The organism is Arthrobacter subterraneus (genome assembly GCF_900099735.1).
Lineage (GTDB): Bacteria > Actinomycetota > Actinomycetes > Actinomycetales > Micrococcaceae > Arthrobacter_D > Arthrobacter_D subterraneus.
This window is the reverse complement of the sequence record NZ_FNDT01000011.1, coordinates 96,120-110,744: the sequence shown is the minus strand read 5'-3', so window position 1 is coordinate 110,744 and position 14,625 is coordinate 96,120. Positions and strand designations below refer to the sequence as shown.

General features: G+C 64.3%; 17 protein-coding genes. 8 read left to right on the top strand and 9 right to left on the bottom strand.

Annotated elements, in window-relative coordinates:
* Positions 1-24: 24 nt before the first annotated feature.
* Together BLS52_RS12520 and BLS52_RS12515 are read left to right on the top strand one after the other, a co-directional pair.
* Positions 25-1,172 (top strand): IS3 family transposase gene (locus BLS52_RS12520; RefSeq protein ID WP_090585897.1). Its coding sequence is split into 2 segments (ribosomal slippage): positions 25-298 and positions 298-1,172, totalling 1,149 coding nucleotides; the frame shifts between segments, so codons are not numbered across the junction.
* A 186-nt stretch (positions 1,173-1,358) separates the two neighbouring features.
* Complete coding sequence (locus tag BLS52_RS12515) at positions 1,359-2,117, top strand: DUF4259 domain-containing protein (RefSeq protein WP_090587128.1); 759 nt, start codon at positions 1,359-1,361, stop codon at positions 2,115-2,117.
* Between the two features lie 480 nt (positions 2,118-2,597).
* Here the strand turns inward: BLS52_RS12515 and BLS52_RS12505 are convergent, their stop codons facing one another.
* Positions 2,598-3,137, bottom strand: a complete 540-nt coding sequence (locus BLS52_RS12505; RefSeq protein WP_090587125.1) for a GIY-YIG nuclease family protein — start codon at positions 3,135-3,137, stop codon at positions 2,598-2,600.
* 213 nt (positions 3,138-3,350) lie between these two features.
* On the opposite strand from BLS52_RS12505, the gene BLS52_RS12500 reads away from it, so the two are divergent.
* Positions 3,351-3,926 carry a recombinase family protein gene (locus tag BLS52_RS12500; protein ID WP_175460164.1) on the top strand — a complete coding sequence of 192 codons (576 nt, stop codon included), beginning with the start codon at positions 3,351-3,353 and terminating at the stop codon, positions 3,924-3,926.
* A 32-nt stretch (positions 3,927-3,958) separates the two neighbouring features.
* Here BLS52_RS12500 and BLS52_RS12495 read toward each other — a convergent pair whose 3' ends face one another.
* The 5 genes from BLS52_RS12495 to BLS52_RS18545 are packed head-to-tail and all read right to left on the bottom strand — an operon-like array spanning position 3,959 to position 8,028.
* A complete protein-coding gene (locus BLS52_RS12495; protein ID WP_217636756.1) occupies positions 3,959-4,822 on the bottom strand; it encodes a prenyltransferase in 864 nt (287 codons plus the stop codon).
* The gene (locus BLS52_RS12490; RefSeq protein ID WP_090587123.1) at positions 4,819-5,160 is read right to left on the bottom strand and encodes a lycopene cyclase domain-containing protein; all 342 of its coding nucleotides are present in this window, start codon (positions 5,158-5,160) and stop codon (positions 4,819-4,821) included. Before BLS52_RS12490 ends, BLS52_RS12495 begins: the two co-directional genes overlap by 4 nt.
* Positions 5,157-5,504, bottom strand: a complete 348-nt coding sequence (locus BLS52_RS12485; protein WP_090587122.1) for a lycopene cyclase domain-containing protein — start codon at positions 5,502-5,504, stop codon at positions 5,157-5,159. The genes BLS52_RS12490 and BLS52_RS12485 overlap by 4 nt, the downstream gene beginning before the upstream one ends.
* Positions 5,504-7,111, bottom strand: coding sequence for a phytoene desaturase family protein (crtI, locus tag BLS52_RS18550; RefSeq protein WP_175460163.1), 1,608 nt, complete (start codon positions 7,109-7,111; stop codon positions 5,504-5,506). The genes BLS52_RS12485 and crtI overlap by 1 nt, the downstream gene beginning before the upstream one ends.
* Entirely contained in the window at positions 7,108-8,028 is a 921-nt protein-coding gene (locus BLS52_RS18545) for a phytoene/squalene synthase family protein (RefSeq protein ID WP_175460162.1), read from the bottom strand. Before BLS52_RS18545 ends, crtI begins: the two co-directional genes overlap by 4 nt.
* Before the next feature lie 121 nt (positions 8,029-8,149).
* Between BLS52_RS18545 and idi the strand changes: the two genes are divergently transcribed.
* Positions 8,150-8,692 (top strand): isopentenyl-diphosphate Delta-isomerase, encoded by a 543-nt coding sequence (idi, locus tag BLS52_RS12475; protein WP_090587120.1) that lies wholly within the window; start codon positions 8,150-8,152, stop codon positions 8,690-8,692.
* An 11-nt stretch (positions 8,693-8,703) separates the two neighbouring features.
* Here the strand turns inward: idi and BLS52_RS12470 are convergent, their stop codons facing one another.
* Together BLS52_RS12470 and ald are read right to left on the bottom strand one after the other, a co-directional pair.
* A complete protein-coding gene (locus BLS52_RS12470; RefSeq protein WP_090587119.1) occupies positions 8,704-9,465 on the bottom strand; it encodes a glycosyltransferase family 2 protein in 762 nt (253 codons plus the stop codon).
* Between the two features lie 228 nt (positions 9,466-9,693).
* The gene (ald, locus tag BLS52_RS12465; protein ID WP_090587117.1) at positions 9,694-10,827 is read right to left on the bottom strand and encodes an alanine dehydrogenase; all 1,134 of its coding nucleotides are present in this window, start codon (positions 10,825-10,827) and stop codon (positions 9,694-9,696) included.
* 220 nt (positions 10,828-11,047) lie between these two features.
* On the opposite strand from ald, the gene ehuB reads away from it, so the two are divergent.
* The 4 genes from ehuB to ehuA are packed head-to-tail and all read left to right on the top strand — an operon-like array spanning position 11,048 to position 14,113.
* Positions 11,048-11,941 carry an ectoine/hydroxyectoine ABC transporter substrate-binding protein EhuB gene (gene ehuB / locus BLS52_RS12460; RefSeq protein ID WP_090587116.1) on the top strand — a complete coding sequence of 298 codons (894 nt, stop codon included), beginning with the start codon at positions 11,048-11,050 and terminating at the stop codon, positions 11,939-11,941.
* 27 nt (positions 11,942-11,968) lie between these two features.
* Positions 11,969-12,667, top strand: coding sequence for an ectoine/hydroxyectoine ABC transporter permease subunit EhuC (gene ehuC / locus BLS52_RS12455; RefSeq protein ID WP_090587114.1), 699 nt, complete (start codon positions 11,969-11,971; stop codon positions 12,665-12,667).
* Positions 12,664-13,320, top strand: a complete 657-nt coding sequence (gene ehuD, locus BLS52_RS12450) for an ectoine/hydroxyectoine ABC transporter permease subunit EhuD (protein WP_090587113.1) — start codon at positions 12,664-12,666, stop codon at positions 13,318-13,320. Before ehuC ends, ehuD begins: the two co-directional genes overlap by 4 nt.
* On the top strand, positions 13,304-14,113 hold the full coding sequence (ehuA, locus tag BLS52_RS12445; protein ID WP_281241717.1) for an ectoine/hydroxyectoine ABC transporter ATP-binding protein EhuA: 810 nt from the start codon (positions 13,304-13,306) through the stop codon (positions 14,111-14,113). Before ehuD ends, ehuA begins: the two co-directional genes overlap by 17 nt.
* 7 nt (positions 14,114-14,120) lie before the next feature.
* Here ehuA and BLS52_RS12440 read toward each other — a convergent pair whose 3' ends face one another.
* Complete coding sequence (locus BLS52_RS12440; RefSeq protein ID WP_090587111.1) at positions 14,121-14,579, bottom strand: RidA family protein; 459 nt, start codon at positions 14,577-14,579, stop codon at positions 14,121-14,123.
* Positions 14,580-14,625: the final 46 nt, after the last annotated feature.

Genomic DNA, 14,625 nt, shown 5'->3' with positions numbered 1-14,625 from the left:
GGTGCAGGAGGAAATTCACAGATTATGGCACGTAGGCATACCCCGGATCAGGTCGTCGCGAAGGTCCGGCAGGGGCAGAAAATGCTCAATGACGGCAAGCCGATGATCGAGGTCATCAAGGAGCTGCAGGTCACCGAGGCAACCTGGTACCGGTGGCTGCAGCAGTACGGCTCCGAGCAGAACGCAGCCCAAACCAAAGCGGTCAAGGACTTGGAGAAGGAAAACGCCCGGCTGAAGCGGTTGCTGGCGGAGAAAGAACTGGCCATCGACATACTGAATGAGGTGGCTAAGGGAAAATTCTGAGCCCCGAACCTCGCCGGCGTGCAGTGCGCATGGCGGTGGAGAAATTCGGGGCGTCCGAGAGATTCGCGTGCAAGGTGCTGGGGCAGAATCGTTCCGCTTTGCGTAAGGCACGGCCGGTGGTTAGTTTCGAGGAAGCTCGGCTGCGTGCGGCGTTGCGGGCGGTGGCCGCGAAGCATCCGGCGTGGGGGTGGCGGAAGGCTCGTTGGCATCTGCTGGCCCAGCCGGAGTGGGCTGGCGTGGTGCTCAACGCTAAGCGGGTGCGCCGGCTCTGGCGGGCCGAGGGACTGACGTGCAAGCCGAAGGCGCGTAAGCGTCGCCGCACCGGGCCCGGCGCCGGGGAGCAGAAGCGGCTGAAGGCCGAATACCCGATGCACGTGATCAGCTTCGACTTCCAATCCGATGTGACCTCCTGCGGGAGGCATGTCCGGTTCTTCAACGTCATTGACGAGTACACCCGGACCGCCCTGGCCATCGTTCCGCGCAGGTCCTTCACCGCCACCGATGTAGTCGCGGTGCTGGAGGACATCATCGCCGAAACCGGCGTCACCCCAACCTATGTGCGCTCCGATAACGGACCGGAATTCACCGCCGCAGCGCTGGTCAACTGGTGCGCCACTGCCGGGGTAGATACTGCGTTCATTGACCCGGGATCGCCTTGGCAGAACGGGTTCGCCGAGTCATTCAACGCCCAATTCAGAAGGGAACAACTCACTGGGGAAATCATCGACACCATGGCCGAAGCGAAGTACTTGGCCGAGGAATGGAAGAACATCTACAATCATGAACGGCCCCACGGGTCCCTCGACGGCATGACGCCGAAACAGTACTGGGACATCTGGACGCAGAAAAATCAACTAGCTATCGCATAGCCACTGGACTGCTAACCGGGACCCAATCATATCCGATACGCGTCCGCAGGATCCCTCAGCGTTCGATTCATTCCGGCGTCTTTCTCTGGAGGGTCCTAACGGCGGGTTGGTCGAGCGCCGCAATATTGTTGGCTCAGGAGCGGTGGACGAACGGCACCGAGAATAGCTATCGAAGTTGGGGGTTTGATGGGCGCCTGGGGCACCGGCATTTTCAGCAATGACACATCCCGCGATGTGCGCGAGGACTTCGCGAAGCATGTCGGAGATGGACTGCCTTTGGATGAAGTAGTCGAGAAAATTCTTGATGAGTACTGCTTCGATGACCGGCTAGACCCAGACAATAACGACGTCTGGCTGGGTTTAGCCGCCGCCCAGCACGCCTCGGGGCACGTCACCCCAGAAGTTATGAAGGTCGCCCTTGAAATCACCGAGTCTCCATCCGAGTACGAACGGTGGGCACCTCAGGATGTGCCTAAGCGACGTTCGGCCCTAACTAAGTTGAGGGAGAAACTATTGACCGAGCCGCGGCCTCCCAAACGGTTTCGAAAGCGAACCTATCGCACGACTGACCGAGTCGCGGGAGATCACCAGCTCTATATTGAAGGATCCGCTCGACTGCTCCTCCGCGTAGTCGGCACAGTGAAAGACTCCAAAGGAGAATATCCGCTCTACACGGTACTGGAATGGAACGGCGGCGAGGACGAGCTACAGAACGCAGCAGCCCTCGACCCTATACCTGCCAACAATCCAGCGATGTTGGGCTGGAAGTATTTCCAATTCTGTGTCCCACGGCCCTTACCGAAAACCAGCGAACTGAAGCTTCTACAAGCGAAGAGCGAGTCCATCGACCCCATCTTCGCGACCTGGGGGTTCAGCTCCATGGCTTGGCCCGAACTGCTTCCATATGTAAGAACGGCTGCTGAACGAGTTCCGCCGACGATCTAAGAACTGAATTGCGTTAAGGAGCACAGCCGGAGCTTCTGCAACGCGCCCGTTGCTGCAGTGGGAGCTGACAGAACCATCCGGATCCCTCACCGAACACGTGCAAAGTCGGTTCCTACTTGGCTGCATCCCCTGGCTCGGAGCTCGGCGGATGGCGAACCTGCTGCACCCCGAGGTTCGCCATGTAGCCCACGAAGATGTATCCCGGAATAGCAGCCACGAACCAAGCTGAGTCACCCAGGATCATTCGCAAGACGATAAAAGCGATTAGTGCCACTGCGAGCCAAAACAAGATCCGTGCCGGCTTGGACCACTTCTTCATGATGTGCCGCTTCCCCTCGCAACCGCCGTGATCCTCCGAGTGTAGGCCTGACCAGCTTCGCTTAACAGCTTCAAGCAATGGTTCTGGACCGACGAGAGGGATGCGGTATCGCCCGATAGGCGCGAATGGCCGCGGTGGCCTCGCTGTCCGTAGCTTGAGGGCTACACCCGGTTCAACGGCGGCCGAAATACATGCCGAAGCCGAGCCTCCAACGCGGCAGCGTCACGCTCAGTACGCGCTCGGAGCCAGGAAACATCACAGCCCAGCAACCAGCTCCGAATCGCTGTCGCCTGCCCAGCCGTCACCTTCTGCCGGTTCGGATTGCCCGTGACATTGGGCGGGATCTGAAACAGCAGCTCACATACATTCCGACGCAACGAAGATCCCGCAAGGCTCACACCTCCGCCAAGGTGCGTCGAGAGCCGCTTCTGCAGACTCGTCGCCGTACGGACATACTGCGGAACCCCACCACGCGACCACAGGTAAACCCCCGGCTCATTCGGCAGATCCGCGCGGGTCAAGCCACTTGCAGCACGTCTCGGCGCCACAAGGAGCCGACTCCAATCCTTGCCCGCAGGCTCAGCGGAGTCGAGCGTTATCGACGAAGTCGCCTCGTCCAGCGCATCGAGGATGGCGTCCATCTCGAAGTCATCCTCGGCACCGTAGATGTTCAAATCGCTCTGGTCATAGCTGTTCGTCACGACGCAACAGTATCGCCAACTAAATAGCAGACACGAGCGGGAGAGTCAGGCTGACCCTTCCTGCGCAGCGGGGCCCGATAGACGGTCGTAAGCCGAACCCCCAGCGCCGCACACCCAATCACAAAGCCTACAAAATCACCCTAAACACTCGCGGTGCACGAAAAGCCGGTACGGTGAAATGCCCCGTGAGGGTGGGTTAAGTGGAACACTGAAATGGTGAAGATCGGGTACGCTCGCGTATCCACCCACGAACAAGACCTCACCATCCAGCGCGAAGGTTTGGCCGCCCTCGGAGTGGAAGCCGACTACATCTACGTCGACCACGGGTTGACGGGTACAAACCGCGCACGCCCCGGACTCCTCCAGGCAATGGCCGCAGTCCGCGCCGGTGACACACTTGTGGTCACCAAACTCGACCGCCTCGCACGTTCCCTGCCTGATGCACGAGACATCGCTGATGAGCTCACGCGCAAAGGCGTCTCACTCAGCCTCGGCAGCAGCGTCTACGATCCCACCGACCCGGTAGGCCGCTTGATGTTCAACGTGCTGGGCATGGTCGCCGAATTCGAGTCCGATCTGATTCGCGCACGCACCCGTGAGGGCATGGCCGTCGCAAAAGCCAAAGGCCGCTTGCGGGGCAAACAGCCAAAACTGTCTCCAACCCGCCGTCGGCACCTCTACGAGCTGGTCGATGAGGACAAATACACCCAGGCGGAACTGGCCGAACTCTTCACCGTCTCCCGAACCACCATTTACCGCGAGATACTGCGGCGTGTCTCCAACCGCTGAGCGGCCCCTCCGTTCGGGAGAAGAAAGGCAAGTCAGCGGATCGCCGCGTACCAGATCAGCAGCATTGTCACGAAGAAACCGGTCACGTAGTTCAGCCAGAGGAACCGCTCCCAACCGCGGTGGGCGAGGCCGGCGTCGTCGTCCTCCAGGGACGCGAACGGAACAATGTTGATCACGTAGGCGAGCACCAGGAAGGACGCCAGCGGCCCTGGCCAGGGGGTGAAGAGCATGAGCGCGCCGCTCATCAGGTAGGCGGCAATGGCGAAGCGGACCGTCGCCCGGCCGCCGGTCACCGTCGCGATGGAGGCGATGCCGCCGGCGCGGTCGGCCGCCACGTCCTGCACCGCACCGAAGGCCTGGCTCGCCACCCCCCAGAGGAAAAACGAGCCGAGCAGTGCCCACAGCGCCGGCGTGAACTCCGCCTGAGCCAGCACCAGCCCGTAGACCGCAGGGGAGACAAAGTGCGTGCTCGAGGTGACCGAATCGAGGAACGGCCGCTCCTTGAAGCGCAGCCGCGGAGCGCTGTACGCGATCACCGCGAAGACGCTGACCGCGAGCACCAGCCAGGACAGCGGTCCGCCGAGGAGCACCAGCACCGCGAGGAACGGCACGTTGGTGGCGATCGCGGCACGGAGCGTGATGGTGTGCATGGTCCTGTCGAGCACCGCACCCTCGACGCCGCCCTTGCGCGGATTGAGGAGGTCTGACTCGTAGTCGAACACATCATTGATCCCGTACATCGCCAGGTTGTAGGGGATGAGGAAGTAGAGGGTGCCGATGATCCATGCGAGGTCGATCTGCCCCGCCGTCAGCAGATACGCCGCCGCGAAGGGGAAGGCAGTGTTCACCCAGGACAGCGGCCGCGAGGACAGCAGCAGGGTGCGGAGGGTCTTCACGGCTGCCGCCTCCGTTCACGGTTGCGCTTGCGTCCGCGCTCGCCGAGGAGCAGCCACAGGGCGGGCAGCAGCAGCACGGCCGCCACGGGATACGCGAAATCCTCCAGTGGAGCCAGGCCCACCGACAGCCCGGAAATCAGGTCCGGTGCATAGCTGAACAGGCCCGCGGCGATCATGATGTTGTCGAACACGGCAGTCAGAACCAGCACGACGACGGCGGCACACCCCGCCGCTGCCAGCGCCGCCTTGCGCCGGGGCCCGGGCACCTTCGCCACCGCGAGGAGACCGACCGCGAGGGCCGGAACGAGGAACACCGCGTTGAGCAGCCAGTAGGTCATGGGCGCTCCGCCGCGCTGTCAGCCGCCTGCAGCCGCGCGGCGAAATGCCGGCGGAACAGCAGGAACAGGTTCATGACGAGGTAGCAGAAGAACGTCAGGAAGACCGCTTCCTCCAGCGGCAGCTCGGGCGCGAGGGTGATCCCGAGCATGATGTCGGTCTGCCCGCGGTAGAAGATCCCCAGGCCGATCCCCGCGAGGTCCCAGGCAAGGAAGAACAGCACCCCGGTGACCAGCACGGCAGCCGCCCGGCCGGCGTCGTGCCAGAAAAAGAGGCGCAGCCGCTGGTCCAGCAGGACCATGCACCCCAGGGAGGCGAGCAGGAACAGGAGGTAGGCAGCGCCCATCACGCGACCGTGTTTTCGCGGACCCGGCCCGGGCGGAGCGGGACAGGCAGCGGCCCGGTGCTGGTATCCCGGCGCAGCCGCTTGATGACCAGTTCGGCGCTGATCAGGCACATGGGAATGCCGATCCCCGGAATGGTGGAACCGCCCGCGTAGTACAGGCCCTGGACCTTGCGGCTGATATTGCCGGCACGGAAGAACGCGCTCTGCTGCAGTGTGTGTGCCGGGCCGAGCGAGGTGCCCTTCCAGGAGTGGTAGTCCCGCTCGAAATCCGCGGGCCCGTAGCTGCGCCGCAGCACGATGCGCTCTTCAAGATGGGGGATTCCCGCCCACTCGCTGAGCTGCCCGATCACGGCGTCGGCAACGCGCTCCATCCGCTCACCCCCGCTGCCGCCCAGGCTGGGATCCGCGGGAATCGGCACCAGGACAAACACGTTCTCGTGCCCTTCCGGTGCCACCTCCGGATCCGTGGCGCTGGGCTTGCACACATACATCGACGCCGGGGTGGGGATGAACGGCGTCCTGCCGAAGATCGCCCGGAAGTTCTCCTCCCAGTCCTCGGTGAACAGCAACGTGTGGTGCTGCAGCTGCGGCAGTTCGCCGCGTACGCCGAGGTAGAGGAGCAGGGCGCTGGGGCCGGCGGTGCTGCGCTTCCAGTACCGCTCGGGGTAGGTCTGCAGGTTGCGGGGTAGCAGCGCGGTTTCGGTGTGGTGCAGGTCGGCTGCGGAAACGACGACGTCGGCCGCCGCACGGTGTTCCGCCCCGTCGCCCGTGCGGTAGCGCACCCCGCGCACGGCGGCGGGCCGCCTGCGTGATGAGGTGGACGCGGTCTCGATCTCGAGGACCTCGGCGTCGGTGGTGATGGTGGCTCCTGCTTCCCGGGCGAGGCGTTCAACGGCCTCCACCAGGCGGGCGAACCCGCCCATCGGGTAGAGCACCCCGTCGTCGAGGTCGAGGTGGCTCATCAGGTGGTACATGCTCGGGGCGGTGAAGGGGGAGGTGCCGAGGAATACCGCCGGGTACTCGAGGATCTGCTGCAGCCGGGGATCGGTGACGTAGCGCCGGGCGTAGCTGTGCAGCGGTTCCAGCAGCAGGCGGCCAAGGCGCGGCAGGCGTCCGAGCACGTCCGGGGTGAGCAGGGAAGTGAACGATTCGAAGGTGGAGTAGAGGAACCGGCGGACGGCCATCGTGTAGGTGTCCGCTGCGGAGTCCAGGTACCGTTCCAGCCCCGCGCCCGCACCGGGTTCCAGCCGCTCGAAAAGTTCCACCACGCGGCGGCGCTCGGCGGGAACGTCCACCGGCTCCGGGAATCCCTCGGAGAGCAGCCGGTAGCCCGGGTCGAGTTTCACCAGGTCCAGCTGCTCCGCGGCGGAGGTGCCGAGCAGCCGGAAGAAGTGGTCGATCACCTCGGGCATCAGGTACCAGGAGGGTCCGGCGTCGAACCGGAATCCGTCCTGCTCCCAGGAGTACGCGCGGCCGCCCACAGTGCCCTGCTTCTCCAGCACCGTGACCCGGTGACCCTCGGTTGCCAGCAGCGCGGCCGTGGCGAGACCGCTGATGCCGCCGCCGATGACGACGACGGCGCGCCCGGACGGAATACGTGGCTTCACGGTGCCTCTATCTTGTCTGGACGGGCGTCTGGACGGGTTGTCTCGAACCCGCGCCGGCCGGCAAGGACCGCCGCCGCGATCCGCAGCTTTACGGTGTTGGGCACGCTGATCCGGGTGCGGATGAGTTCCGGCGCCGGCGTGGCCCGGATCCGCTCCGCGAGTTCGGCGAAAAGTTCCTGCGCCAGCGCAACGGCGCGGCGGCTGGATGGCGGGAGGCCTCGGAGCACGGCGCGGGATTCCCGCAGGTCGTGGTCGATGTCCTCAAGCAGCCGCTGCTTGGCGGCTTCGTCGAAGTTCGCGGGAGAGACCCCCGGAAAGTAGCTGCGGCCCAGCGAGGTGAAGTCCTCGGCGAGGTCCCGGAGGAAGTTGACCTTCTGGAACGCGGCTCCGAGGTGGCGGGCGCCCCGTTCAAGCCGCGCGTTCTCCGCGGCACTCACGGAATATCCGTGGAGGAAACACTTCAGGCACATCAGCCCCACCACCTCCGCCGAGCCGTACACGTACTCGGTGAAGGACTCAGGCGTATGCTCCACCCGGTCGAGGTCCGCCCGCATCGACGCGAAGAACGGCCGCGTCAGGTCCCTCCCGATCCCGGTCAGCCGTGCCGTGTCCGCAAAGGCGTGCACCACCAGGTTGGCGCTGTATCCGAGGTCCAGGGCGCGTTCGGTTTCCCGCTCGAATCCGTCGAGCTGGCGGCGGGTCTCCTCCGGGGCCAGCCCTGCGGCGGCGGTGACGCCGTCGACAATCTCATCGGCAACCCGCACCAGGGCGTAGACGGACTCGACCCGGCGGCGCACGCCGGCCTCGAACAGGCGGGAGGCCAGCCCGAACGAGGTTGAGTAGGAGCGCAGCACCACCGCGGATGAGGTGAAGGCGGCGTTGGTGTAGTCGGCGAGCGCGTCCCGGTCCCGGCTCATGCGCGGAGCCGCCGGACAATGGACGTCAGGACATCATTGACGAGCTGGCTGTCGGTCAAACCAGCCAGTGTGGTCTCCTTGTCCATAGCTAAAGTAAACACGCGCTACCCATGGGAGGGAAATGAACCGCACGGCAGAGCTGGTTGTCCTGGCGGCCGAGGACGGAACACCCGTCGGCACGGAGGACAAGGCTACGGTTCACTCCACCTCCACACCGCTCCATCTCGCGTTTTCGGCGCACATTTACGACGACGACGGCCGTATCCTTATCACTCGCCGCGCCCTGTCCAAGCGCACCTGGCCGGGCGTCTGGACCAACTCGTTCTGCGGGCATCCTGGGCCGGGTGAGGCAACCGAGGACGCGGTGCGTCGCCGTGCGGAGCAGGAGCTGGGGTTGCGGCTGGACCGCCTGGAGCTTCGGCTGCCCGATTTCCGCTACCGGGCGGTGGACGCCTCGGGCGTGGTGGAGAACGAGATCTGTCCCGTCTACACTGCCCGCGCCGCGTCCCCGGTGGACCCGCGGGAGGACGAGGTGATGGAGGTGCAGTGGGCGGATCCGCTTCAGCTCACCGCCGCCGTGGCAGCCGCACCGTGGGCGTTCAGCCCGTGGCTGACCCTGCAGTTGCCGCTGCTCTACCCCGAGCGGTTCACGTCCCCTGAGTGACGGCCGGCTGTTCAGTTTTTCAATACACCCCGACGACGGCGCTCCCTCCGTGCGCTGAGCGTCCGCCGCCAGCGCTCCCACGGCGGCACCACCCGCCAGTTCAGCGCCAGGGTGTGGAACGCCCGCCGGATGCGGAGCCGCCCGGCGTCGCCGCCTTCGAGCGAACGCGCCGAGATGCCCACCCGCAGTGTGCGGTCGTAGGCCGTGCGCTGGGCGGGATCGAGCGCGAAACCGAGGTCGACGTCGTCGTGCACGTCCGGGTCATGGCGGTGGATCCGGGGCCGGGCCGTTTCCCAGTCCGCGCGCCGAAAGGCGCAGTTGGAGCCGAACGGCGGCCAGTGCGCCATGGCGAGGCCCATGGACACGAAATACGCCTGCATGTACGCGAGGTTCGCGAGCCGGGCACGCAGGGGACCGGCGTCGTAGAAGTCGCCGGGACCGGTGAGGACGGCGAGGTCCGGCTCGGCGGCGAAACGGGCGGCGATGCGCTGGAGCCAGTCGGGCGGCGGAACGGTGTCCGCGTCGCAGCGGACAATAATGTCTCCGATAGCGGCGTCGTACCCGGCGGAGGCGGCGGCGGCGATGCCGGGGGCAGCCTCCGGTAGAACTCTCGCGCCCCACTTCGCCGCCACCGCGGCGCTGTCATCGGTGGAGTTGTTGTCCACCACGATTACTTCCAGCGGAGAGGCCGTCTGCGCCGCGAGGGCTGCGAGGCAGCGTGCCAGCGGTCGGGCGTCGTCCTTGCACGGAATCACCACGGACAGGGACGGCATGCGCAGATCCTAGCCCTGCGGGCAGTAGCTTCCAAGCCACTGCTCGGCCGTTGACGGACGGCATGAGGTTTCCCTGCGGGATGAACCGAGCCGACTGTTCTTCATCAAACGGCGTCCACCAGCCATTGGCGGGGCAGTGGTCACCGGTATGGGGGCTCCGTGGGTATGGTGCGTTCGCTTGCTGGAAGTAGGCACGCTTTTTCATTGCTTTCCTGCCACTGAAATCGATCAGGCTGCCGTCGGGGTGGCGGAAAGGGCGGCCCGCCAGTCGCTCACGAGTGCCAGATCGTGGGCCTGGGATACCGAAGCGTTGGTAACGTTGCCCGATGCAACATTCAGGCCGGCAGCCAGCGCGGGATCCTTCTCGAAGGCTGTACGGATTCCGAGGTTGGCGAGCATTACTGCGTATCGGAGCGTGACGTTGGTCAGGGCGTAGGTTGAGGTGTTCGGGACTGCGCCGGGCATGTTCGCCACGCAGTAGAAAATTGTGTCATGCACCGCGTAAGTGGGTTCCTGATGCGTGGTGGGGCGGCTGTCCTCGAAGCAGCCGCCCTGGTCGACGGCGATGTCCACAAGCACCGAGCCGGGCTTCATCCGCGCAACGAGATCGTTGGTGACCAGCTTGGGCGCTTTGGCACCGGGAATGAGTACGGACCCGATGACGAGGTCGGCATCCACCACCGACCTCTCGATCTCGTACTGGTTGGATGCCACAGTCTTCAGGCGGCCCTGGTACTGCGCGTCGAGGTCACGGAGCCGTGCGATGTTGATGTCGAGGATGGTGACGTCAGCGCCGAGGCCCAGGGCCATCGCTGCCGCGTTGGTCCCGGCCACTCCGGCACCCAGGACCACAACCTTGGCCGGCCTGACTCCGGGGACCCCGCCGAGGAGCACGCCCTTCCCTCCGGCGGGCGCCATGAGGGAGGTGGCGCCTACCTGGACCGAGAGCCGCCCTGCCACTTCGGACATCGGCGCCAGCAGTGGTAGGGAACGGCCCTCCTGGACGGTCTCGTAGGCGATGGCTGTCACTCCTGCGCGGAGGAGTTCACGGGTCAGCTCGGGCTCGGCGGCCAGGTGCAGGTAGGTGAAGAGGATCAGGCCCTCACGGAAGCGGTGGTATTCCGCAGGAACGGGTTCCTTGACCTTCATCACCATGTCAGCGCGGCGCCAGAGGTCGTCGGCGTCGGCGACGATCTCTGCTCCGGCGATCGCGTATTCCTGGTCCGTGATGGCGGAGCCGAGGCCGGCTCCGCGCTCCACGAGAACGGTGTGTCCGTGTGTGCGGAACTCGTGCACTCCGGACGCGGTGATGGCCACGCGGAATTCGTGGTTTTTGATTTCTTTGGGGATTCCGATGATCATTTCTGGCTCCAATCGGGGAGGGGCTCTGGTGAGTAGTGGCTGATGCCGGGAACCCGATGTTTTGACACTTATGGGTGGGAAACATCCTTGAAACCCAATCAACCACAGCAATTTACATTCGGATTGTTGACAATAGTACACGCTCATTCTAGGTTAGGTGTAATCCACATCACAGTGGCAATTTTGAGGAGTCCCGGTACCTCCGGGCGAAGGAGTGCATATGACGGGCAACATTTCACGACGGAACGTTCTGCGCGGCGCAGGGGTCGCAGTGCTCGGCGCCACGGTGGTCGGTTGGGCTACGGGCTGTTCCAGTACCGCCGTGGGTGGGCCCGCCTCGGGCGCTGCCAGTGACCTGCTTGAAACTGCCAGGTCCCAGGGGTTCCTTCGGATAGGCATCGCCAATGAGCCCCCCTACACGCAGGTCAACGCGGACGGCACCGTGACCGGCTGCGAGCCGGACGTTCTCCGGGCCGTCTGCAAGCGGCTGGGCATCGAGGACATCGAGGGCGTCATCACGCCCTACGAGTCCATGATTCCCGGCCTGAAAGCCAACCGGTGGGACGCAATCGCCGCAGGGCTGTTCATGAAGCAGTCGCGGTGCGCCGAGGTGCTCTACTCCGAGCCGGTGATCGTTTCCACCGAGTCCTTCGCCGTGCCGAAGGGTAACCCTAAGGGCATCGCGACGGTGGCGGACGTCCTCGCTGACTCGGCACTGAAGATCGCGGTACTTCCCGGCGGTTTCGAAGAGGGAATCCTCAAGACCCAGGGTGTTCCGGAGTCCCAGCAGGTAAAGGTCAACGAGGGTCGCAGCGGGATCGAAGCGCTCCGCGCCGGCCGGGTGGACGCTTTTATGCTGCCGACCCTCTCCCTGCGTGCGCTCGAGGATGAAAAATCGGATTTCGAGGTCACCGATCCCGTCGAAGACGCCCCGCGTACCGGCTCCGGTGCGGCCTTCCGCCAGTCCGACTCGGCCTTCCATGAGGCCTACAACAAGGAGCTTGAGGCGTTCAAGCAGGAGCCCGGGTTTGCCGAAATCCTTGAAAAGTGGGGTTTCGATGCCAGCGTGGTTGACGGTGTCACTACAGAAGAGCTCTGCCAGACCGAGGGCTAGCACCCGCCGGCAGCAGAGGAACACTTTATGTCCGCAATTATTGACTACGCCCCGCTGTTATGGCAGGGCCTGCTCACGACCATCATGGTCGCCATCCTCGGTGGTGGGCTGTGCCTCGTGGTCGCCTTCGCAGCCGGGACCGCACGCCTGTCGAGTCACCGGATCGTGCGGTGGCCGGCGGCGGTTTTCGTGGAAACCTTCCGTGGCACCTCACTCATTGTGCAGATGTTCTGGTTCTTCTACGCCCTCCCATTCTTCGGCATTCAGCTCCACCCGCTGACCGCCGCGGTCCTTGCCCTTGGCCTGAATGAAGGCGCTTACGCCGCTGAGGTGGTCCGCGGCGCCATCAGCTCCCGTCCCAGGGGGCAGACCGAAGCCTGCATCGCGCTCGGCATGACCCCGGCACTGCGGTTGCGCAGGATCATCATTCCGCAGTCCATTCCCGCCATGCTCCCGCCCCTGGGCAACGTCATGGTGGACCTGCTGAAGAACACGTCCCTGGTCTCGCTGGTCACGGTCGCGGACCTGACGTTCCGCGCACAGATGATCCGGAGTACCACCGGTGAAACGACGGCGATCTTCCTCACCATCCTGGTGATGTACTTCGTTCTCTCCTCGCTGTTGGCGCTGCTGACAGCGTGGCTGGAGCGGCGTTTCGCACTGGACCGCAAGGCCAAGTCCATTAAGGAAAATGTGCGCGAACTGACGAAAGTGGGTCCGCTGTGATCTGGGACAACAGCTTTGCGTTATCCATCATCCCTCTCCTCCTCCAGGGTCTGTGGGTAACGGTAAAAATCACCCTGCTGGGAACCGCTATCGCCGCGGCACTGGGCCTCGTGCTCGCCGTCGTCCGCCGTCTTGCCATCCCGGTGGTATCCCCGGTGGCGTCGTTCTTCGTGATCTTTATCCGCGGAACGCCGCTGCTGGTGCAGGCGTACTGTGCGTACTTTGTGCTTCCGCTCTACGGTGTGAGCTTTGACGCCTTCACCACCGGTGTGGTGGTCATCGGCATCAATTACAGCGCTTACATGGCTGAGGTGTACCGCAGCGGCATTGAGGGCGTTCCAGTGGGGCAGTGGGAAGCGTCCACGGCGCTCAGCCTGCCCCGCGGTCGGGTCTGGAGCAGGATCATCCTGCCGCAGGCGTTCCGCACCGTAGTGCCCATGCTCGGAAATTACCTGATCCAGATGTTCAAGGACTCCGCGATCCTCTCCGCCATTACCGTGGTGGAGCTCATGGCCACCGCGCAGGCGATCGGGTCATCCAGCTTCCGCTACCTCGAACCACTCACCCTCGCTGCGCTGCTGTTCCTCGCCGTCAGCTACCCGGCATCCCAGATAGTCAATAGATTGGAGCGGCGTTATGCGCCCAAACACTGATTCTCCCGCCGTCGCAGGTTCTGCTGCCGCCGGGCCCATGGTCTCCTTCGACAACGTGAGCAAGAACTGGGGGGAAAACCACGTCCTGAAGGCCCTCAACTTTGAGGTCCGTGCCGGGGAGAAGGTATCCATCATCGGACCCTCGGGTTCGGGTAAGACCACAATCCTGCGGATCCTGATGACACTGGAAACACCCACCCAGGGCCTGGTCAAGGTGGACGGAGACGTCCTTTGGGATGTCAAGGCTGGTGACAGGCCGCGCGAGACCCGTCAGATGCGCGCCACCCGCCGGAAGATCGGGATGGTTTTCCAGCAGTTCAACCTCTTCCCCCACATGACTGCGCTGGAAAACATCATGGAGGCGCCCGTCCAGGTTCTCGGCATGAACAAGGGTGAGGCAAAGGAGCGGGCGGTCGAGCTCCTGAACCTCGTGGGGCTCAGCAAGCACATGGACCACACGCCGCCGCAGATGTCGGGTGGCCAGCAACAGCGCGTGGCCATCGCCCGGGCACTGGCCATGAGGCCCAAGGTGCTGCTGTTTGACGAGCCCACCTCCGCTCTGGACCCGGAGCTGATCGGTGAGGTTCTTAATGTGATCCGGGACCTGGCCCACAGCACTGACATGACCATGCTCATGGTGACCCATGAAATGCGTTTCGCGGAGGAAATTTCGGACCGCGTGGTGATGTTCGACCACGGCAGGGCCGTGGAAAGCGGCCCGCCCGCCCAGATATTCAAGGACCCCCAGGAGGAACGTACCCGCACCTTCCTCCGGGCGGTCCTGCAGCACTGATCGGTCGCTAGACCTCCACGACCAGGGAAATCTCTACGGGTGCGTTCCCGGGCAGCTCCGCAACCCCCACAGCTGCCCGGGCATGGCGCCCCCTCTCGCCGAAGGCCTTCTCCAGGACCAGGGAAGCGCCGTTGATGACCGCAGGCTGTTCACTGAATCCTTCGGCGGACGCGACATACCCGGTCAGGGTGACTACGGAGACGATCCTGTCCAGCGACCCAAGGTGCTGGCGAAGGGCAGACAGGCAGTTCAGCACGGCGGCCGCGCTCGCCTGCTGGCCTTCCTCAATACTCACTTCACTCCCAAGCTTGCCGCTGATGGTCAGGACGCCGTCCCGGGCGGGGGTCTGGCCGGAGGTGAACACGAGGTTTCCGACTTGCCGGACCGGCACATAGTTGGCAATCGGGACCGGCGGGGAAGGCAGTTCCAGTTCGATGGCGCGTATCGGGTCGTGGTGGATGTCCATGGTGCTCCCTCGGTGCGGGTCTGAGTGTTTTACGGACACTAGACAT